The organism is Vibrio penaeicida (assembly GCF_030689305.1).
In the GTDB taxonomy this organism is placed as follows: Bacteria; Pseudomonadota; Gammaproteobacteria; order Enterobacterales; family Vibrionaceae; genus Vibrio; species Vibrio penaeicida_B.
Window position 1 is genome coordinate 113,371 of sequence record NZ_JAUYVM010000008.1, and the last position, 19,008, is coordinate 132,378.

The 19,008-nt window shown below is 42.8% G+C and carries 17 protein-coding genes and 1 tRNA gene; 7 read left to right on the forward strand and 11 right to left on the reverse strand.

All coding sequences use genetic code 11. The features are described from left to right. The first annotated feature begins 44 nt into the window (after positions 1 to 44). Both Q8W40_RS14365 and Q8W40_RS14370 read left to right on the forward strand, forming a co-directional pair. Positions 45 to 656 (forward strand): outer membrane protein, encoded by a 612-nt coding sequence (locus Q8W40_RS14365; protein WP_305398144.1) that lies wholly within the window; start codon positions 45 to 47, stop codon positions 654 to 656. Positions 657 to 1,033: 377 nt separating this feature from the next. Then, entirely contained in the window at positions 1,034 to 1,282 is a 249-nt protein-coding gene (locus tag Q8W40_RS14370; RefSeq protein WP_126608361.1) for a hypothetical protein, read from the forward strand. A 129-nt stretch (positions 1,283 to 1,411) separates the two neighbouring features. Here the strand turns inward: Q8W40_RS14370 and Q8W40_RS14375 are convergent. Together Q8W40_RS14375 and Q8W40_RS14380 are read right to left on the reverse strand one after the other, a co-directional pair. After that, positions 1,412 to 1,485 (reverse strand) — tRNA-Gly (locus Q8W40_RS14375). A gap of 116 nt (positions 1,486 to 1,601) precedes the next feature. Then, positions 1,602 to 2,066: an Lrp/AsnC family transcriptional regulator gene (locus Q8W40_RS14380; RefSeq protein WP_305398145.1), complete on the reverse strand. Its 465-nt coding sequence runs from the start codon at positions 2,064 to 2,066 to the stop codon at positions 1,602 to 1,604. A gap of 411 nt (positions 2,067 to 2,477) precedes the next feature. On the opposite strand from Q8W40_RS14380, the gene Q8W40_RS14385 reads away from it, so the two are divergent. After that, positions 2,478 to 3,431: a hypothetical protein gene (locus tag Q8W40_RS14385; protein ID WP_305398146.1), complete on the forward strand. Its 954-nt coding sequence runs from the start codon at positions 2,478 to 2,480 to the stop codon at positions 3,429 to 3,431. Positions 3,432 to 3,466: 35 nt separating this feature from the next. Here Q8W40_RS14385 and Q8W40_RS14390 read toward each other — a convergent pair whose 3' ends face one another. Both Q8W40_RS14390 and Q8W40_RS14395 read right to left on the reverse strand, forming a co-directional pair. Next, positions 3,467 to 4,180 carry a DUF1223 domain-containing protein gene (locus tag Q8W40_RS14390; protein ID WP_305398147.1) on the reverse strand — a complete coding sequence of 238 codons (714 nt, stop codon included), beginning with the start codon at positions 4,178 to 4,180 and terminating at the stop codon, positions 3,467 to 3,469. A 76-nt stretch (positions 4,181 to 4,256) separates the two neighbouring features. Next, positions 4,257 to 5,213, reverse strand: a complete 957-nt coding sequence (locus Q8W40_RS14395) for a DHH family phosphoesterase (protein ID WP_305398149.1) — start codon at positions 5,211 to 5,213, stop codon at positions 4,257 to 4,259. Positions 5,214 to 5,454: 241 nt separating this feature from the next. On the opposite strand from Q8W40_RS14395, the gene Q8W40_RS14400 reads away from it, so the two are divergent. Beyond that, positions 5,455 to 5,814, forward strand: coding sequence for a diacylglycerol kinase (locus tag Q8W40_RS14400; RefSeq protein WP_305398151.1), 360 nt, complete (start codon positions 5,455 to 5,457; stop codon positions 5,812 to 5,814). Between the two features lie 88 nt (positions 5,815 to 5,902). Here the strand turns inward: Q8W40_RS14400 and Q8W40_RS14405 are convergent, their stop codons facing one another. Continuing rightward, positions 5,903 to 6,070, reverse strand: a complete 168-nt coding sequence (locus Q8W40_RS14405; RefSeq protein ID WP_370693391.1) for an alternative ribosome-rescue factor A — start codon at positions 6,068 to 6,070, stop codon at positions 5,903 to 5,905. A gap of 147 nt (positions 6,071 to 6,217) precedes the next feature. On the opposite strand from Q8W40_RS14405, the gene Q8W40_RS14410 reads away from it, so the two are divergent. Together Q8W40_RS14410 and Q8W40_RS14415 are read left to right on the forward strand one after the other, a co-directional pair. Beyond that, entirely contained in the window at positions 6,218 to 6,988 is a 771-nt protein-coding gene (locus Q8W40_RS14410) for a DUF4344 domain-containing metallopeptidase (protein ID WP_305398153.1), read from the forward strand. A 556-nt stretch (positions 6,989 to 7,544) separates the two neighbouring features. Continuing rightward, the gene (locus tag Q8W40_RS14415) at positions 7,545 to 10,706 is read left to right on the forward strand and encodes an Ig-like domain-containing protein (protein ID WP_305398155.1); all 3,162 of its coding nucleotides are present in this window, start codon (positions 7,545 to 7,547) and stop codon (positions 10,704 to 10,706) included. A gap of 88 nt (positions 10,707 to 10,794) precedes the next feature. Here the strand turns inward: Q8W40_RS14415 and Q8W40_RS14420 are convergent, their stop codons facing one another. Both Q8W40_RS14420 and Q8W40_RS14425 read right to left on the reverse strand, forming a co-directional pair. Continuing rightward, entirely contained in the window at positions 10,795 to 11,106 is a 312-nt protein-coding gene (locus Q8W40_RS14420) for a hypothetical protein (protein WP_305398157.1), read from the reverse strand. Next, positions 11,103 to 12,038, reverse strand: coding sequence for a hypothetical protein (locus Q8W40_RS14425; RefSeq protein ID WP_305398159.1), 936 nt, complete (start codon positions 12,036 to 12,038; stop codon positions 11,103 to 11,105). Before Q8W40_RS14425 ends, Q8W40_RS14420 begins: the two co-directional genes overlap by 4 nt. A 337-nt stretch (positions 12,039 to 12,375) precedes the next feature. On the opposite strand from Q8W40_RS14425, the gene Q8W40_RS14430 reads away from it, so the two are divergent. Further along, a complete protein-coding gene (locus Q8W40_RS14430; RefSeq protein ID WP_305398160.1) occupies positions 12,376 to 12,753 on the forward strand; it encodes a VOC family protein in 378 nt (125 codons plus the stop codon). A gap of 54 nt (positions 12,754 to 12,807) precedes the next feature. Here the strand turns inward: Q8W40_RS14430 and Q8W40_RS14435 are convergent, their stop codons facing one another. From Q8W40_RS14435 to sbcD, 4 genes are read right to left on the reverse strand one after another with little or no spacing between them, the layout of a single operon-like run. Further along, the gene (locus Q8W40_RS14435; RefSeq protein WP_305398161.1) at positions 12,808 to 13,422 is read right to left on the reverse strand and encodes a fumarylacetoacetate hydrolase family protein; all 615 of its coding nucleotides are present in this window, start codon (positions 13,420 to 13,422) and stop codon (positions 12,808 to 12,810) included. Between the two features lie 33 nt (positions 13,423 to 13,455). Then, on the reverse strand, positions 13,456 to 13,908 hold the full coding sequence (locus Q8W40_RS14440) for a MarR family winged helix-turn-helix transcriptional regulator (RefSeq protein ID WP_305398162.1): 453 nt from the start codon (positions 13,906 to 13,908) through the stop codon (positions 13,456 to 13,458). Positions 13,909 to 13,937: 29 nt separating this feature from the next. Then, positions 13,938 to 17,606 (reverse strand): SbcC/MukB-like Walker B domain-containing protein, encoded by a 3,669-nt coding sequence (locus Q8W40_RS14445; RefSeq protein ID WP_305398163.1) that lies wholly within the window; start codon positions 17,604 to 17,606, stop codon positions 13,938 to 13,940. Further along, entirely contained in the window at positions 17,603 to 18,883 is a 1,281-nt protein-coding gene (sbcD, locus tag Q8W40_RS14450) for an exonuclease subunit SbcD (protein WP_305398164.1), read from the reverse strand. The genes Q8W40_RS14445 and sbcD overlap by 4 nt, the downstream gene beginning before the upstream one ends. Positions 18,884 to 19,008 lie beyond the last annotated feature (125 nt).

Sequence of the window (19,008 nt, forward strand, 5' to 3'; positions counted from 1 at the left end):
CGTCGTAAAATGTGCACCTATTAAACGATGCCTTCACAAAAAATATGACTAAGTTCTACCTTCCATTTCTGCTCTTTTCAATGCCGTTTCAAACGAATGCTTACGAAAAAATTAATGATCTGATGCTGAACATTAAGCTCGGAAAAGCGAACCTGTCTGCCGTGAACAGCGTTGAAAATTTGGAAGGAACAATACTCGGCCTTGGTATTACATTCCATACTAATGAATATACGGGCAGTGAGCATACTCTCATTGGTTTTGAGATGGGAATGGAGCAATTCTCAGAAAGTGGAGAAACCGTCGATTTTGCAGGAAGTAAGATGCACAGTGATGTGGTGTTGAATACTTTTTCACTTTCTCCAGTATTCACTTATATCCCAATGCAAAACATACAGCTTTACGGTAAAGCCGGGCTTGGGTTTGCCTTTGGAACCATTCAAGGAAGCAACCCACTTCATTCAGAGTCAATCGACATGTACAGCCATGGTGCATCTTTAGGTTTTGGAGTTGGAGCTAGATACCAAATCAAGAGAATCTTGCTGGGAATTGAGTACACCAAGCAAGACTTTACATCCACGTTTTCCAGTGCGCAGACGCAATTTAATGGCAAAGGACGCATCAACAGCTTGACGTTTTCCGCTTCCTATCAATTCTGAAAATACGCATTCCACTGATTAACTTAGTACACAGCATTCAATCTTCAAACTCAAATAATTGAGCTTTTAAATAAATATGTTTCACGTATAAGAATGGGTTGTGAAAGTTATATGTAACATCGAAAAATATATTAATTAAATAAATTCAATGACATATTTTTAGCCACAAAGTAAATGGAAATATGTATTACATAATGAAACATTGACCATCTAGATGTCATATAAGCTACTGAGTAAATTGCATGCACAGAGCATAACCTCTAGCTAAAGAGCACCGAGTAAACGCCTTTAAAAGGCATGTTAGTCTGCATTGTTGAGTTAGAGTACTCAAAAACAATAAACAACTTTGAGCGACATCGAAGGAATAAAAACAGCATATGAATCAAGATTTTTTAAACCTAACCCGTACCCAAACAGACTTCATACAGCGCCACAACTCACCCTTGATTACGTTATCGATTCAAGTTCACTGCATCGGTAATACAAAAGAAGTGTATACAGTGGCAGACAAACGGAACGCTGTTGGGAAAATAACACTTATAGAGACATACAAACAGATGGATGGTGAGTGGATGTTTAGCACTTCGATCGAAACGTACACGGAGTCCGGTGAGTTCTTAAATTAAGATACTGACGATAGGAGCAAGGTGAAGGATTACGCTCTTTTAGTCTCGCAAATTCTATAAAGACAAAGCTAGGTATTAATTATTTGTATCTGTAGGGGAATATAAAATATTGAAGTCTAGCGAAGGGATTGGAGCGTGCAGCGGGAATCGAACCCGCATCATCAGCTTGGAAGGCTGAGGTAATGCCATTATACGATGCACGCATCATCGTGGAACGAGTTCTATATTGCCACAAGCATTGAGAATTGGAACCCCCAAAGGTCACTTTTTTCTTAGAAACTCAACTGGTTGCTTGATTTTAAATCAACATGAACAAGCATTAATCGAATATTTGAATTCTCGTGTCGTATTTTACCTTGTTCATGGAGATCAAAGTTCGAAAGTTCTTCACGTTAGGATTAGAATACAGTAACTCATCGCAAAGTGATTCATAGCTTTCCATGGTGGGCGAGTCGATAATTAAGACAAAATCGACCTCTCCCGTCACCTTATAGCACTCTTTTACTGCCATCGTCTTGTTTACTTTATCGATGAACGCGCGATTCAACTCAAGTCGGTCTCGCTCCATGATGACTTCCACAACCATATGAATCATAGGACCAAGCTTTTGATGATTGATCAAAGCCACTTCCTTGCTAATCACCCCTTCTTCTTTAAGCCGTTTCACTCTTTTAAAACAAGCGGGAGCTGAAAGCCCAACGGACTCCGACAGTTCGACATTCGTTACTGAGCTGTCTTCCTGTAAACGCCTTAAAATGGCTTTGTCCAATTTATCTAAAAACATACTTACCTTACTAAGTTTACACTTCAATAACCGCTCATGATGTGCCTTGGCTTCTCATGATATGCGGCTCACTCTCGCTTAAGTTAAGAAACCGAAGTCTGCCAGCATCCAAACAATCTAGCACTTAAGTTTACTTAAAGACTGGCGTTTCACTTTTTAACTTTCGTTATGGAATTCACGTCCAATTTAGCCCAAAAGCCTCTTATGTTGGTGCAGTTTATGCTTCAAAAAATACAATTCCTCAACACTTTGATTGTGCAGCTATTTTAGCGGATTGAAATATTGTTAACATAATTAACCCAAAAAAGAAATTTATGAAAATTTATAGCTCTTGAAACTAAAATTATTTTTCGCCACTTGGAATAAAATAGAGTCAGACAAATAACTTACGATAATGAATGAGGAGTACCTATGGAAGCCATTTGGAAAGGAGGCGCTGACCTATTAAAAGACATAAACCGTGTTTATTGGACACTGCTAAAAATAATGGTGCCTACTCTCATCATTGTGAGAGTGTTAGATATGGTTGGAGGAACGCAGTATCTAGCATCAGCGCTTTCGCCAATAATGGAAATGTTCGGGCTTCCTCAAGAGTGGGGGTTAGTTTGGGCCGTCGCCATTCTCACCAATATCTATACTGCTATGGTGGTTTTCTACGACATTGCGAGCCAATCAAGCTTTACAGGTGCACAAATCTCAGTTCTTGGGCTGCTAATATTGTTCGCGCATTCATTACCCATTGAAGGTGCGGTAGCAAAAGCCACAGGGGTCCCGTGGTGGATAACACTCTCATTTCGAGTGGGCGGTGGTTTAGTGATTGGATGGATTGCTCATATCACGTACCAAATCGGCGGATGGCAACAATCCCCTGTTTCATTACTCTGGAAACCTGATCCTATTGGTCACAGTTGGTCCCAGTGGGTTCTAGACCAGAGCCAAATGTTAATATCGATATACATTATTATTGCCACGTTGATGACCTTGTTAAAACTACTTCGGTTATTGGGAATAGAAAGGTTGCTCCACATAGCCCTTTCCCCATTAATGAAAGGGCTCACCATTGGGAAAGAGGCAACAAACATCACTATTATTGGAATGACACTAGGGTTAGGTTTTGGTGCTGGATTGCTAATCAACGAAATAAAACAGGGAAAGATCTCAAAACGTGACACATTAATCGTCGTCTGCTTTTTGGGCTTATGCCACAGCATTATCGAAGATACATTATTAATTCTTCTACTGGGTGCCGACATTTATGCTGTGCTTTGGGGAAGGATAGCGTTCTCGATCATAGTGATTGCGATATGGGCGCGATTAATAAAGCGCCCAAGCCCTCACATCAACATAATTGCTGATAGCAAATGATCGTTTGTATTTGAACCAACTGCAATCAACAAACCTCAGCGAATGTAACCCGCAACAGTTTGAACTGGCTGACTCTGATTCCCCTGAGTCAGCCAAACAGCGACAGCATCCGCATTATTAGATGCCATGATATTTTGGAAGTCCCAGTGTTGTTCTGCATTCATTTGGTATTTATTCAAAACCACAAAATCATGCTCGAGCTCTCGCCCTCTGTTTTCTCCAGCTTTAATCTTTGTTTTTTCATCCATAGCCAGCAAGACTAAGTGCGCTGTGTATTTACCTTTCTGATCGTATTTTAATGAAAAGTCATCTTGATTCTTTTCTAGCGTGAGTACCCCGCGATCATTCTGGCTTTTTGTGGGAAGCGGGCTTCGTGAGAAAAATCCACGCCACTCTTTTCCATCAACAACAAACCCTGGCGTGTAGACAGAACTGATCGACCCATACGCACGATACAAACGCTGTCTTTGACTGTAAGCAGGATGAGCGAATTCATCTTTCCACCCTAAGTAATCCCAATAGTCGACATGAAACGCAACTGGAATGATCTCTTCCCATAGTTTTGCTGAAGATTGGAATTTACTTAAGAACCGATCCGCTGGCGGGCAACTCGAACACCCTTCAGACGTGAACAACTCGACAAGTTGTGCTGGTTGCCCTTGGTGCGTCCAAGTTTGAGCTGATACAGATGTCGACATTAGGAGGGCTGTCGCACTAAGCCCAAGTAAAGTGAAAGAGCGGTTTTTCATGGGAACTGTCCGTTGATTGACTCAAACAGACAGACCTACAAACTCATTATTTTCTTTCATTTTACTTACAGAGAGTCTAGCGGTAGTAGGACTCTATACGTTCAATAAAACGCGGTAAATCGGAAGGATGCAATGCGTTTATCCCAGCAGCGGCTTCACGCCCTCCCCCAGTTGGAAACTCACTGCAAATTTGCCCGGCACCTTGTTTATTATTAAGCGGTGCGCGCAGGGAGACTGTGTAAGAACCATCTGGATTACTGGTTAAAACCGCGTGAGCAGACGTCGGGGTTGAATTGGCTAAATGGTTCCCTAATACCCCACTAATCCTTCCAGACCAAGGCTCATCGGGTAATTGTATGACCATTAGCACATCCGATTTATGGGAAGCTTTTGCCGCTAAAGCGTTAGCAAAGTCACTCTCATAGGCGGATTTAAGTACGTGATAAGGAGAATCTGCCTGCTGAATCGCATCAAATGGAGACGAATAAGGCAACAAAGCGTTAAACAAATCAGCTGGGTGATAATGCAAATCTTCGACTGTTGCACCATAACCATTGTAATTCACCAGCGTACCGAATTCTTTTAATTGATCTTTCTGTGCCTTGGTTAGAGGAACTTGATCAGCAAGGGTATCCGCTCGTGCAATCATATTGTCGCCGTATGCCGCTGTGATAGCCCATAAGCGGTATTTTCCAGCAAGGAGTTTATCCACTATCAAAGCCGTACAAGTGTTTGGGTCGGTATCAATATGAGTTTGAAGATTATCCGCTTCAGGAATGTCACCCGGTCTGTGATGATCGGCGTAGAAAACCTTTGTCCCTACCTCAAGCGCGTTTAACAAATCGGCTTTGTTCTTTTCCATTGAGATATCGAGAACGGTTAGGTCATCACCTTGCTGCACATCGACTTTACTGATGAGCTTGATGTCACGCTTAACGCCAGTAACGAGAACCGCGTCTTTAGGTTGGTTCAGCCTAAGCTGTAAAAGGGCAATTATGCCGTCCGCATCGCCGTTAAAAATATCGTAATTCATCCATATCTCATTCTATTGCACAGTCCTTATGCTCAACTCGCTAACGCAACATTGGTAGAGCACACGTATAGAGTAAGTGTTGCCATAATCCTGTCAACGAAATTAAATCTATGAAAATAGAATAAAATATTCTCTAAAAAATATATGGGGTGAACACTATGCTAGCCTCGTCGAACCTAGCATCTAAAGGTGACTTAGGTATACAATGCGTGCTTTGTATTGAAAACACTGTAGGAAAATAATGAAACCTGGTGCTACCGGATTAACTCGCGTTGTGCATGCGACACGCTACTCGATGAAAGGTTTAAAAGCGGCGTGGAAAAATGAAGCGGCTTTTCGTCAAGAAATAGGGTTGCTCGTAGTTCTCAGCACGTTGACGTTTTTTCTACCCGTCACTCCGCTAGAACAAGTTGCGATGATAGGTGTTGTGCTTTTGGTGATCATTGTTGAACTGCTCAATTCCGCTATTGAAACAGTGGTAGACCGCTTTGGTTCAGAATGGAATGAGTTAAGCGGACGCGCTAAAGACATTGGGTCTGCGGCGGTGTTTGTCGCTTTGCTACTGGCGGGGCTTGTCTGGATAGGTATTCTATTTCTATAGATTTACCAAGCTATAGATTTGCCAAGCTACAAAATTCCAAAGCTTTAAAACGTTCTTTAACGAAAGAGCCCTATTCGAAGAATAGCGATTATGCCGCTTGCTTTGAATAGGGCTCTTTCCCTTTGTGCTTGTTGCCTCGGCTAAAACTACCTTTCCCTTTCTTCGCTTTAACCACCCGGGTTTTATACAGCTCGCTGGTGACTATCGCTTTAAGCGCATTATCTTGAATCACGCCTCTACCGTGTTCGTGTTGCATCTCAACCACATTTTCAGTGGCAAGCTTCGCATTTTTGCGTTTCTTTGCCATTTTAGGCTCCTTTGTTTAATTCGCAGGCAATATTGGCTTTCGTAGTTAGGAAAGTCAATGCTAATTTTAGAAGCATAACCTCAAAGGAATGTCTTCATGAAATATACATTTTCGACCTGTTTTTTTGCGGCACTGCTTTCTGCATCATCATTCGCGCAGAACAATATTGCTCTTAACTATTTAACGCCACTCAATGACGAAGAGAAGACCGTAAAATCTTTACTTATAGACAGCGGGGTTAACGAATTGGTGGTCGGATTTGGCGACACTCTGTTTCCCTTCAAAAGTACGCTAACGATTGAGTATGGTTCTGACGACGGTCCGCTGTTTAATCCCGAAACCAATAAAGTGCAAATGCCCTACTCTTTCGTCACAGAAGCGCATCACCATTTCGCAAAAAATGATTATCAAAAGAAATACGGCAAGAAACCCGAGCTAGGCGCAATAGATACAGTACTTCACACCCTGATTCACGAACTGGGCCACGCATACATCGCAGACCAGCAGATCCCCATTTTAGGTAAAGAGGAAGATGCCGTTGATAATCTGGCTGCCATCATAATGATTGAATATGTAGAAAACGGAGCAGATGCCGCTATCAGCGCCGCAGATATGTTTGATTTCGAAACGCAAGGACAGCCAGACAAATACCAACTTGTCGAATATGCTGGTGAGCATAGCTTTAATTTACAGCGTTACTTTCAAACACTGTGCCTTGTTTATGGTAGCGACCCTGAAAAGTTTGCTGGTTTACTGGATGAAGTAGAAAAAGAATATCGAGAGGAGAGAGAGTCTTTTTGCGAATATCAGTACAACACTACCAGAGACAATTGGCACACTTATCTGGGTCAAATAGATAAAGAGTGATGGTGTATACCCAAGTAACCTCAAGATACTTGGTTCAGCGAGAATTAACTGGCTTTCAGACAAGGCACCGATATGAAGATCTAGTCATTCTAAATCAAGAATCGGTAACGCAGTATGAAAGCCAGTTAAACTCGCCCTTGGGAGCCCATATTCTGTCCCATTTCATCGTCAAAGAACTTGGAAAGGACGCGTCATTACACCGCGTTCTTCTCCTTGCTCTGAAACAGACTATGAGGCTCTGAATCCTGTATCTTGAGGTCACTTGGGTATAGACCTCAAAGTCAATTCATTTAAACTGAGCCTAACTCTCTGAAGTTGTAATGATAAACGACCTGTGTGTTTAAACGACCTATATCGCTTCTATCCAATAAGAGTGGAAGCGTATTTCCCATTTTCTTTACGTTCTCCGCTTTTTGTTTAACGCTTTAAAAAACCGACACTTACCCTTCCTATACAATTTTTCTTCCTAAGCACTTTTTGCTTCTCTCGTCATTTTTACCCGAGATAGAGCTTAACAAACCCACTGTCCTTCCAAACCCATTGCCTGAGCCCAAATATGCATTTAAAAACACTTCTTTTCACCTTTTTACTAAGCAGTCTTGTATCGGGCTGTGGAGGAGAGTCATCCCCCTCTTCTCAATCTAACGGAAATGGAAATAAGCCAACCACTCCAGGAACTCAAAAACCCACTAAACCGACTCAGCCAGAACACCAAGTTTCTGCTCACGAACTGCTGCCTTATTCTTTCAATGCTGTTGTTCAAGTTGCGGGGCGACCACATACTGTGGAACTGCAAAAATTTTCTGTCAGGCAAGAAAACGCCACCTTTTATGTTTTGAACACAGACAAATCTAGCCAAATGGAACCACTCAAATACATTCCTGAGGTACGCAGCTACCGAGGCAAAGTGGTTGGTCAACCAGAATCGACTATCGTCGGGTATGTTGATGGCAATAATCAGTTTTATGGCAGAGTTTTTTATGGTGGTATCAAATCTTGGGAGATAAAGAATCTCAACGTAAAAACAAAATCAACGGTTGTTGCCAGTGCATCCACAACGCTGAATCGGTCACCGGAAGATTTGAAACCAATCTCAACCTCTCATGTACTTCCTGAGCCCTCTTTAGAGAGCCCGATACCAAGTATGAAGGATTTCTACCTACAAAGAGCAGATATCACTTTTCATGCCACGGAAGACAGTTACACAAAAATATTCGGAAAAAATCTAGAGTCAGCCATTGGCGGCATGGATTACATGGCAAATTTACTGGACTATTTGTTTACAAGAGATGCGCTGATTCGTTTCAGTTACCCCGGTGGCTTGATCACTCAGAAATCGGGGAGTGTTACTCAATCAACTCAGCAAACGGCACTCAGAAATGCATTAAAGGGCAAATTCTCGTTGTTTCACTATTTCACCGGTCCAAGAAACTCCGGCGCAAATGCTGGGCTTACCAGCTTCTGTGAATTCAGTATATCGGCTTGGTGTACACTGCATGAAGTCGGTCATGCATTTAATTTGGGGCATGATATTGGGGTAGAAACCAACAGTGTTATGGGTGCGGTTGAACTGATCCCAACCAATGCAATATCGGTGATCAAATCTTCTCCAGCAGCAACACGAGGAACGATTGTTGGAGCGTTGCGCTCCCCTATAAGCCCTAACGCGAATATCGATCACATTGATGTGTCGCGAGATGGTCAAGCCACGATCAACGTGTTGGACAATGATTTCGATGCTAACGGTCCACTTTCAGGAGGTACTATAAAAATTCATAGTGTGGACACGCGCTCGCTTGCCTATGGCAATATCTCTTGGGACTCCAATGGCAAAGTCACCTACCAAGCGCCTAAAGGGTTTGTTGGAGACGACCACTTTCATTACACCATCATTGATGAAACTGGGATGAAAGACGAATCGGAAGTCCATGTAAAAGTCATATCCGATTCTAGAGTCGCCTTTTTTAAGAAAAGTAACGCTACTCGCCACACCAATCTACAACCCTACAACACAACAAAATATAGAACGACCCCGGTGGACCAAGTTCATAACCTCGCGGGTAAAGAACAATTTATTTCGCTTCTTCACAGCAACGCTAAGTACCCAAATTTAGGGTTTACTCAGCAAGTATTAAAAGAAGGCGGATACGATACCGTTTATGAAAAAAACAACACGATGGCACTACGTGACTATATGCCGCACGAGCTCGCTCCCGGCCGTTCCAGCTTTTCGGTGTCGTTAGTACTCACTCAAGACGGTGATTTTATTTCTCGTGATAGTAATGGTGACTTTCACAAAACCATCCAAGAGCTTTCATTGATAGGGCAAGGGAAACTCGATGACGGCTACGCTTTGTCATATTTTAACGGCAATCAACATCGCGTTAAGCTGAATGGTTCTCCTGCTAAGGGGCTAGGATGGACGCTAGTGTCTCGCCAGTTCTTCACTCAGCAACGTTTTAACCAGCGCCCACATGAGATTCATGCGTTTGCCTCACCAGATTCGGTCACAGTGAATGACAATAAGCCGCATGTCATCACTTGGGTTATCAATCGAGAAGCAAACACGGTGACGACTTACGTCGATGGCGTAGCTATCCCAATGGCTTTAGACAGCAATCCAACTCATTTTGCAAGAAATGTACCTTTGCCTGCAGATTTTGGGGGAATTTACCCTGGTGGAACACATTATTGGTACAGTTCCGGGAGAGATTTACATACAGAGTCTTACGGCCCTTGGTTTATGAGAACCACAAACTCCGATGCTGGGAAAGAAAACCCAAGCATCTGGGAAACATCAACGGAGTTCCTCTCCAAAAACATGAACGTCGATAACGTACAGATTTTCACTTATGCGTTGTCTTATGCACAAGTCACACAAATTGCTCAGGGGGGTTACCCTGCTTATACAAATTCACCTTACAATGGTCAGGCAGTATTCTTCGATAAGCCTATTACGTTGAATTGGGAACATGATAAAGCCAGCAGCTTCAAACTGATGTATGGCTATGAGCCATCCCTCAAGCATCCAAAGTTCTCTCAAGAAATAGGGGCAAAAAACACTCAAACGGTCGCAATTAATGATGCCCATGAAGCCTTATATTGGCGTATCGATAGTAATGTAAATGGAAAATGGGTAACTGGGCACACTTGGTCTGTTCGAAATCAACTCCAGATTGGGAATATGTTGTCACTCTCATTTACACAAGACGAGCTAACCAATTCGGCGCAGACGAATGCTGCTCCGTGGGGGAAGAACATCGAAGAAGACTTCGGTAACGTCCGCGTAAAGGTCAGTAATCAAACGGACTCTAATGGACGCTCAACACTATTGCTGCGAGGTGACAACGCCAACATCACATTTACTAGTAATGGTGGTCGAGAGATCAAGCAACTCAACGTATCGCTGGGATCCTATAACCAAGAGAAAGTTGGCGATCTCGCGATACAGTACCGCTCAGGCAGCCAATGGAAAGACGCAAAAGTACTGCATAAAAATGGATTGCCGACAGGGCAAAATTACAATGGCATGTACTCACACTCTTCCGGAGTGGGAAACGGAAAAGGCGGACCGGGCAAAAATCGTTATGTACCAGCATCTACTGATAATTTAAGTTCATATAAAGTGTCATTTCCATCTGGGGTCTTTGAAGCGAGAATCATTGTTCGAGGACATAAAAACGTTGTGGCGATCATAGACCACGTGACTTTGATGTAGAAAGGTTGGATAGAGATTAGGGTTAACAGACCTTAATCTCTACTCATTCAAACTGATACCCAAGTGACCTAAAGGTACTTGGGTATACTCAAACTAATGCGTCCAAAATTTTATCAATGGCCTCAATCACCTTCTTGGAAATCTTCAATAGTTTGGCGTGAGAATCCAGAGCGTCTTCGGCCTCTATCGCAACGTTTTGTTGTTGCTTTAGCAGTTCGATGGCAATCGCAACCTCACTCGAAGGCTTCTCCGATTTTGCCAATACCCAGCGATCCAGCCGCATAAACAACTCATGCTGTTGCTCTCGAATCTCGAATTGTTCATTACCGGTTGCTGATTGCGTTGCTCGGTTAAGCGCCTTCATACTAGCTTGAATTTCTTTGAAAACGGCGTCCGTCATTTGTCTTGTCCTTTGCAACTTAGCTTACTATCAACGACTTCAACACCTTCTTCACAGTTTTCTAGTAAACCTTTTGTTGTATTGAATCGCACAGTGATGTCTTTCATCCTAGCTTGAGTTTGTACCACCGTCGCCTTAGTAAACGTTCCGCTATTGAGGCTTTCTGCCACCTGATTATGGCTCATTCGGAAAGTATCAATGGCTCTGATTGTTTGCTGTATGAGAATCGGGGTCGCGGCCATTTCTTCCCATTGTGCATACAATCGCTCTATCTCATCTCGGCTGGCTTTTAGTGGCATCTGACGAATGTTTGCTCTTCGATTGAAATCCTGAACTTCTTCGCTCAACACATATGAGCGTGATAGATAGATTGCTGTACCAATTTGATGTTCTTCAATCAATTCGACTAATCTGAGACTAAGCTGAGAAACAATTGCATCGGAGTTTGTAATGACTTTTTTAAGCGCCCTCTGCTTTTTATCTTCACTGTAGCTCCCAACTAGAGCCACCAGCGCACTTTGAGCTATCCCTTCCTTTTCTTTTGGTATGGGCAGGCTAACCCATTGTGACGACTCTGCGGCTTGATACAAATTCAAAGCTGCCAACTCCGCATCGGCCTCATTATTGGCAGAAGCCAGATCATTAAGCGCTTTTGAATAAGCGAGAAGCGCTTTTGATATTGCAATAATGGGAGAATTTTCTGGAAGTTGGTAAGTTGCTAAAGGCTCAAACTCATCGGAATTTAGCTTTGCTTTAGAGGAACCATTATATTTAGCGGCAAGATGGGTGAGATCGCGGTGAGATTTCGCCTGATTGTATTCACTAACGACCCCAGATACATGTTCAAGCATGTTGGTCGCAGACTGGCTAAAATCTGCAACTTTATTTTCCGGCACGTTAGAGCACCCCGAAAGTACCAATATCGTAGCCATTGCTACTGCATTTTTCGTAAACATCCTTTTAACTTTCATCGCTCACTTCATGTGTTGAAAAACATACTTGCACATATAATGTTGACTATTTGTGACTTCATGCACGAATTTTTAGATAACACCACCCTGCCCAACATTTAATTACACCTTTAATTTCAGCAGGTTATATTTATAGCACTGCGTATAATTGAGCATAATCACTTAGTTGCTCCTTAATATGAGACCCTTACTTCATTAGCCGATATATGTTACAAAGTTTGAGTAGGCTAACGCTACGCTCGCTCTTTTATCTCGGTGCTAGAATTACACCCGAGTAGACAATTTGAAAGGAAACATGATGTCTGTTGATCGATTGATGACCACACTTTGTACCCACAACTTACTCGCATCTAAACAATTTTATCAAACACTGTTTGGGTTTAATGTAGGCTTTGAAAGTGAGTGGTTTATCCAATTGGTCCACCCCAAAAGCAACGTTGAATTAGGGCTTATCACAGCAGAGCATGAATTGGTTCCCCCTCGGTATCAGGGAGCAGCTAGTGGCTTATTTGTTACTCTTGTCGTCGAAGATGTCGATGCTGTATTTAAAGCCGCCGAGCAGAAAAATTACGTTGTTCTTCAAACACCTGAACCCACATTTTATGGTCAAAAAAGGCTATTATTAGAAGACCCAGCTGGCGTTCTTATTGATGTTTCCACGCCACTTCCTATCTAACGTTGCTTTATTACGCATTACCCGGAAACGTAAAACAGCAGAAACGGGGTAGCACTATTTTGCTACCCATTCCGTTTCGATAAGTGTTTTATCTTGGCATTTAATGCGCGCTAAAAAGAGATCGCCCTTTTCAATGATTCCGACTCCTTTTGGTGTGCCTGTCATAATGACATCCCCATCTTCTAAACCGGTGTAGCTTTGCAGTTCATCCAAAATTTGAAGAGGCGGATACAGCATATCTTTAGTACCACCAGACTGAACACGAACGCAGTTTATGAAGAGTTCTAAGGTCAAATTGGGTAAATCTCGCTGAGAAATAGGGACAAAACGACTGAATACAGCACTACCATCAAACGCCTTTGCTCTCTCCCATGGTAGCCCTTTGCCTTTCAGATTCGATTGAAGTGTTCTCTTGGTTAAATCCAACCCAAATCCAACATAGCTAAGCTTACCTTCCATTACCACAAAGCAAATTTCTCCTTCGTAGTGGAGCGTTTCACCGTGGAATGAGTGAAGCGTAGAACTGATAGAACTATTGGGTTTATTGAACACCACCATTTGGTCTGGAACACTGTTGTTTAGCTCAGCAATATGTTCTGAATAATTTCGACCAACACATAGTACTTTTGAAGGTGTCACTGTCCGTTGTTCAACCTGAATGGTGTTCATCGCTAATCCTTGAGTTAATGGTTAATCCTAAAGTTAGTCGCGATCGAGCTTATTGAGCAACTTTTCACATAGCTGCTTCATTTGAATCAAATCTTCAAGATCCATATCCAATGCACACAGCATGGCGCTTGGCACTTTTTTAGCTTCTAACTTCAGTTCTTGTCCTTGCTCGGTTAGGTGCAGCTCTCTCACACGCTCGTCATGTTGTGCTCGCCGCCTTTCCACCAGCCCTTTGCTCGAAAGCCGTTTCAGTAATGGCGTAAGTGTACCTGAATCTAAATAGAGTTTATTGCCTAGCTCTTTGACATTAATACCATTTTGTGACCAAAGCACCATCATAACCAGATATTGTGGATAGGTAAGATCGAGCTTTTCTAGCAGCGGGCGATAAGCACGTACTACGGCATTGGTAGCGCTATAAAGTGGAAAGCAAAATTGATTTTCCAATTGTAGAACTTTTCCGCTCTCTATCTCTTTCTTCGTCATTATTTGTTCTCTGACCCTAATATGCCAATTTATACTCGATATTCGGATGCGAGTTCACTGATGCCAAGACCACTTTTCTTAGACACTTTCAATTGAACCGGAATACGTTCTTTCATCGCCTCAATATGGCTAATAACACCGATCATTTTTCCAGAAGCATTTAAGCTATCCAAAGCATCCAATGCTATATCCAAAGTTTGCGCATCCAATGTGCCAAAGCCTTCGTCTAAGAATAATGAGTCGATACTCGTCTTGTGGCTAACAAGATCAGATAAAGCCAGCGCTAATGCTAGGCTCACCAAGAAGCTTTCGCCACCAGACAATGTTTTCGTATCTCGTTCACTGTCGCCTTGCCATAAATCCAACACACTGAGATCTAAGCCTTCACCTTGCTTGCGTTGCAATTGATATCGACCGTACAAGCGAGAAAGCTGCTTATTCGCCAGATGAATCAAGTTATCGAGTGTTAAACCTTGTGCGAACTTTCTGAATTTATCGCCTTTTTGGGAACCAATCATGGAATGCAGATACTGGATATCATCGTAGACGACCCGATAGCTCTCTATTTCTTCAAAAAACGCCGCCTGATCATTTCGCCTTTGCTGATCCGATGCCAACTCTTGGTTAATTTCCCCTTCCCGCTTGGTTCGCAGATCCAGTGCTTGCTGAACTTCCTCTAGTTTGAAAGTCAGCGCTTCTAAGCTGTCTTTATCCCATTCGGGGGCATTAACGTGCTCATTCATTTCATTCAGTTTCTTTTTGCAACTTTCAAGTAGCGTTTGAGACTGCGTGATGGCATGGATAAGGCTTTGTTGAAGCGCCTTTAATTTGCCTTTTTCGTCTTCAGCCAACAGCGCGGCTTGGTACGCTTCTGTGTTCTCAAATGGGCTGGTTTCCAGAGCAGTTAGCCAAGAGCTTTCGGCTTCTTTAAGCGATTTTTCTGTGACATCTAAGTTTGCAATCAAGGTCGATTTTTTACCTAGCGCGTTCGCTAGTTTTTCTTGCGACAGTTTTAACTGACCATCAACAATTTTGTGCAAACTATCTAGAGTCGTAATTTTTTCACGAATTTGAGTTCGTTCATTAGTAACCACCTTGTCTTTAAAGGCTTTTAAACGCTTCGACTTAATCTCAGTCAGGGCATGCTCTGTATTTTTTACTTGCTGAAGCTGAACGTTTAGTTCATTCGATAATTCTGCTTTCTGCTTTGCCAAAGTATCAGAGTGGTTTTGAGTAACCGCGATGCTCTGCTTTAACTCTTCTAACTTTTGACTGGACTGTCGATATTCTGAAATTTGTTTTTCTAATCCACCAAACCACTGTTGGGTGTTTTGAGAGGGAAAATTCAGCCCTAAAGATTCAACCTGATGTTTAAACTCGTTTTCGGCGGTTTGTGTTTCTTTAGTTAAGCCTTGAGATCTAGCGAGTAATTCTTTGGTCATTGACTCGGACATTTGCAAGTCTTTATCCAGTAACTGCAACCGCCCATCTAACTGCTGTAATTTTTCAGATAGATCCTTTCTGCGCTTTTGGGTTTGTTCTAACTCTTTGAATGCGGATTTATTCTGTGAAAGGTGTGTTTTGGTATACGTGATTTTTTGTTCCAAGCCTTTAACCGCATTCAACGCGCTGTTTGTATCTTCTATGGAAATCGGCGCTTCCAGGTTTGGTATTTTCGCATCCCACTCAGAAGCCATTTTCCCTAGCTCTACTTGAAGAGAGTCGGCTTTCTCTTGGCTCTCTTTTTGGTGACGTTCTAACGTATTCACTTGAACCGAAAGTGCTTCACCAGAGTGTTTGATCTCTTCGAGTTGCTTTTCTGCTTCATGCTTTTTTGACACGGTTTCAGGTAGTGCTTCAATGCCATTTTCCAATATAGGGTGCTCTAAGCCACCACACAAAGGGCAAGGTACGTCCGGAGACAATTGAGCACGGTACACAGCCAAATGCTCCTCTTGAGACACCAATTGGTAAAGGGATTGCACCAGTTGATTCTGAGACTTGTACTGCGTTCGCATGTTATCGCGTTGTGTAAGCAATACTGCGAGATCTGATTTCTGCTTATCTCGTTCCTGATCGAGATTTCGTTTTTCGTTGTTTAACTCGCTCCAGCGCTCCTGACTATGCTGAAGCTGTAACGTCAAAATTAGCTGTTGATTTAGCCGCTCTAGCTCTGAATCCAGGCTCTCGACCGTGCCATTTTGACAAAGTGCCTTAAAAGCAGCGGTGGCTTTTGTTTCTTCGTCATTCAGCTGTTGATAAGCAGGGGTGAGCTGCGACTTCTCCGATTCCAGCTGGCTCTTTTTCCTTACATGCTCGCTGAGCTCAGACTCTGCTTGCTTTAGCTTTTGGATTAGGTGTTGGCTTTCCTGCCATTGGCTTTGAATAAGAGAGGTTTGTACTTTCCACTTTTCTAAGTTTGGGGCAACCTGCGCAAGCGTTTCATTTTGCTTTAGAAACAGCTCCGTATTCCGCAATTCATCACTTTGAGATGCCGCCAATAGCTCAATGCGCTTTATTTCCTCTTGCATGTCATTAAGTTTGGCTTCGGATTGTGCAACCGACTTTGACTCTGTCTGTATCTTGTTTGCCTGTTGTTCCATTTGGTTATCCAACGGTAAAACCGTCTGGGTAATCAAATCTTCTAGATCATGCTGCTCTTTTTTGGCGTTAACGAGCGCTTGCTGGGATTCATCAAGCTTTTGATTCAGGGATTGGAAAGCCTCTTCTAATTCCGTCGTTTCACGAGTTAAGCCCGTGATTTCGAGTTGCTGCTGCGAATGAGACTGATGCAGTTCGGTACACTTAGAATAGAGTGGTTGAAGACGTTCAGCGGGCTCAGAAAACGAGAGCTTATCGAGGTCGTTTTGAGATTCTAATTGAGATTTCTGTGCCGCTTCCAGTGCAACTTCTGCACTTTGAAGCTCTTTTTCCAAATTTGCTTTATCATTTTTCCATCGGATGCTCATGTCTAATTGCTGTTTAGACAATTTGGCGTCAGATTGCAGGGCAACCAAGCTATCGAGCTCCTCTTTTAATTCACTGCAATACTCCGCACTGAGTAACTGTACACCTTGCGCTTTTGACTCTAGCGCGACCATCTTCTGTTTGGATTCTGACCAATGTTGATGAACGCGCTCCGATATCAAACCATAAATCTCGGTACCCGTTAGCTCTTCAAGCAGCTCCGCTCTTTCTGACTCTTTAGCATTAAGAAACGCAGCGAATTGCCCCTGAGAAAGCATCATTGATTTAGTGAAACGATCGAAGTTCAGTCCTGTTACGTGCTCAACGACTTCTAATTTCTTTTTGGCTTGTGAGGCAATGATTTTGTTGTTTTCAACTTCTGCGAGTTCGACGACGGCTGCCTGTAGGTTCCCGTCGGATTTGCCATGGGAACGTCGCATACTCCAAAACGCGCGATAAGCTTTCCCTTTAACGTCAAATTCAACCTCAGAGAGGCATTCCGCTTCTCCTCTTGTCATCACTTCATTGTTGGAAGGCGTGAGCAACCCAAGGCGTGGGGTTTTGTGATAGATCGCTAAGCATATAGCATCGAGAAGCGTGGTTTTTCCTGCACCCGTAGAACCTGTAATGGCAAAAAGCCCATTATCGTTAAAGGGCGCTTGGGTGAAGTCTATTTTCCACTCCCCTTTAAGCGAATTGAGGTTTTTGAATCTTAAAGAGAGGATCTTCATTTCATTGATTCCTCAACTTCCGACACGATCTTCAAAAATGCGTTTTGTAATCGCGCCTTCCGTTCAAGCTCTTCATCAGATTCAAACACTTCTTGATCCAACCTTTTCTCAAACACATCTGCTGGTTTAAGTTCATCTAGCGTCTCGTTCTTTTCTTGTGTCAGTGCCTTTCTTCGTGAGGACTGGCTGCGTTTAAGTTGCAGAACTTCAACAGGGATATCCTCAACCAGTAGCTGAATACGCTGCTGAAGATCGGAAAGATAGTCGTCTATTTCCACCTCAATACTGACCCACATTGAGCCATCCCCAAGCTGCTGTTCATTCTGAGGCTCTTTTAACGAATTCTCATCTAACCGATAATCGTTGAGCTGAGTTTCAATTTCTGCCAAAGAGCCTGAAATAGTTGCCATTGCTTGGAAGCGAGGAATAAAAATAGGTGTAATGGTTGGTGAGACGTTTTGTTCAAAATCCAACAACAATACTTGTTTCTCTGATTTCAGTTCATCAAAGCTTAATGGAATAGGTGAGCCGCAATAACGTATGTGTTCCTTTTTAGCCACTATTTGGGGGCGATGAATATGCCCCAATGCGATGTAGTCTGCGGGAGGGAACCCGTCAGCGGCAAATCCTTCTAGGCTGCCTATATAAATATCCCTGACCGATTCAGATTGTTTCACTCCCATAGCAGTGAGATGCCCAGTCGCAACAATAGGGATAGCTCTATCTGAGCTTGCACGTTGTAATTCTTTTTGCCTGATGAGTGCGTGGTTATACACGCTCGCATAATGTGTTTTAATCGCGTCTGCCAACGCTACTTTTTTGTCTATCGATGATTCACCAGATTGACTGACAACCAGATCCCTTGGGCGCAAAAAAGGTATAGCGCACAGCAAAGCGCCAATATCGCCCTTATCGTCTTTTAGTTCTATTACTTGCTGATCATTTTCTTCAAGACTGCTGGCGATTACGTGCGTATTGAGATAAGCGAGAATCTGCTTCGTTTCATTCAGTACTGAAACAGAATCGTGGTTACCACCTAAAACAACCAACGCACACTGCGTTTTTTGCAGTGCAACAACAAATTGGTTGTACATTTCTCGAGCGTAGCTTGGTGGTGAGCCCGTATCAAAAATGTCGCCAGCGACAATCAGCGCGTTAACTTGATGCACAGTGATCTGCTCTAGAAGCCAATCTAAAAAAGCCTGATGTTCGTTTTTTCTGCTCTTGGTGTAGAAGTTTTGACCTAAGTGCCAGTCTGAAGTGTGAATGATCCGCATGTCATTGTTTTTTCATTTTTATCATGCAGCCAGTTTATACCCAAGTCACCTCAGGATGCTAGGAAATGGTATTAAACTGGGAAATGGTTGTTAGAGCAGATAAGGCTACGTATACCTAAGTGACT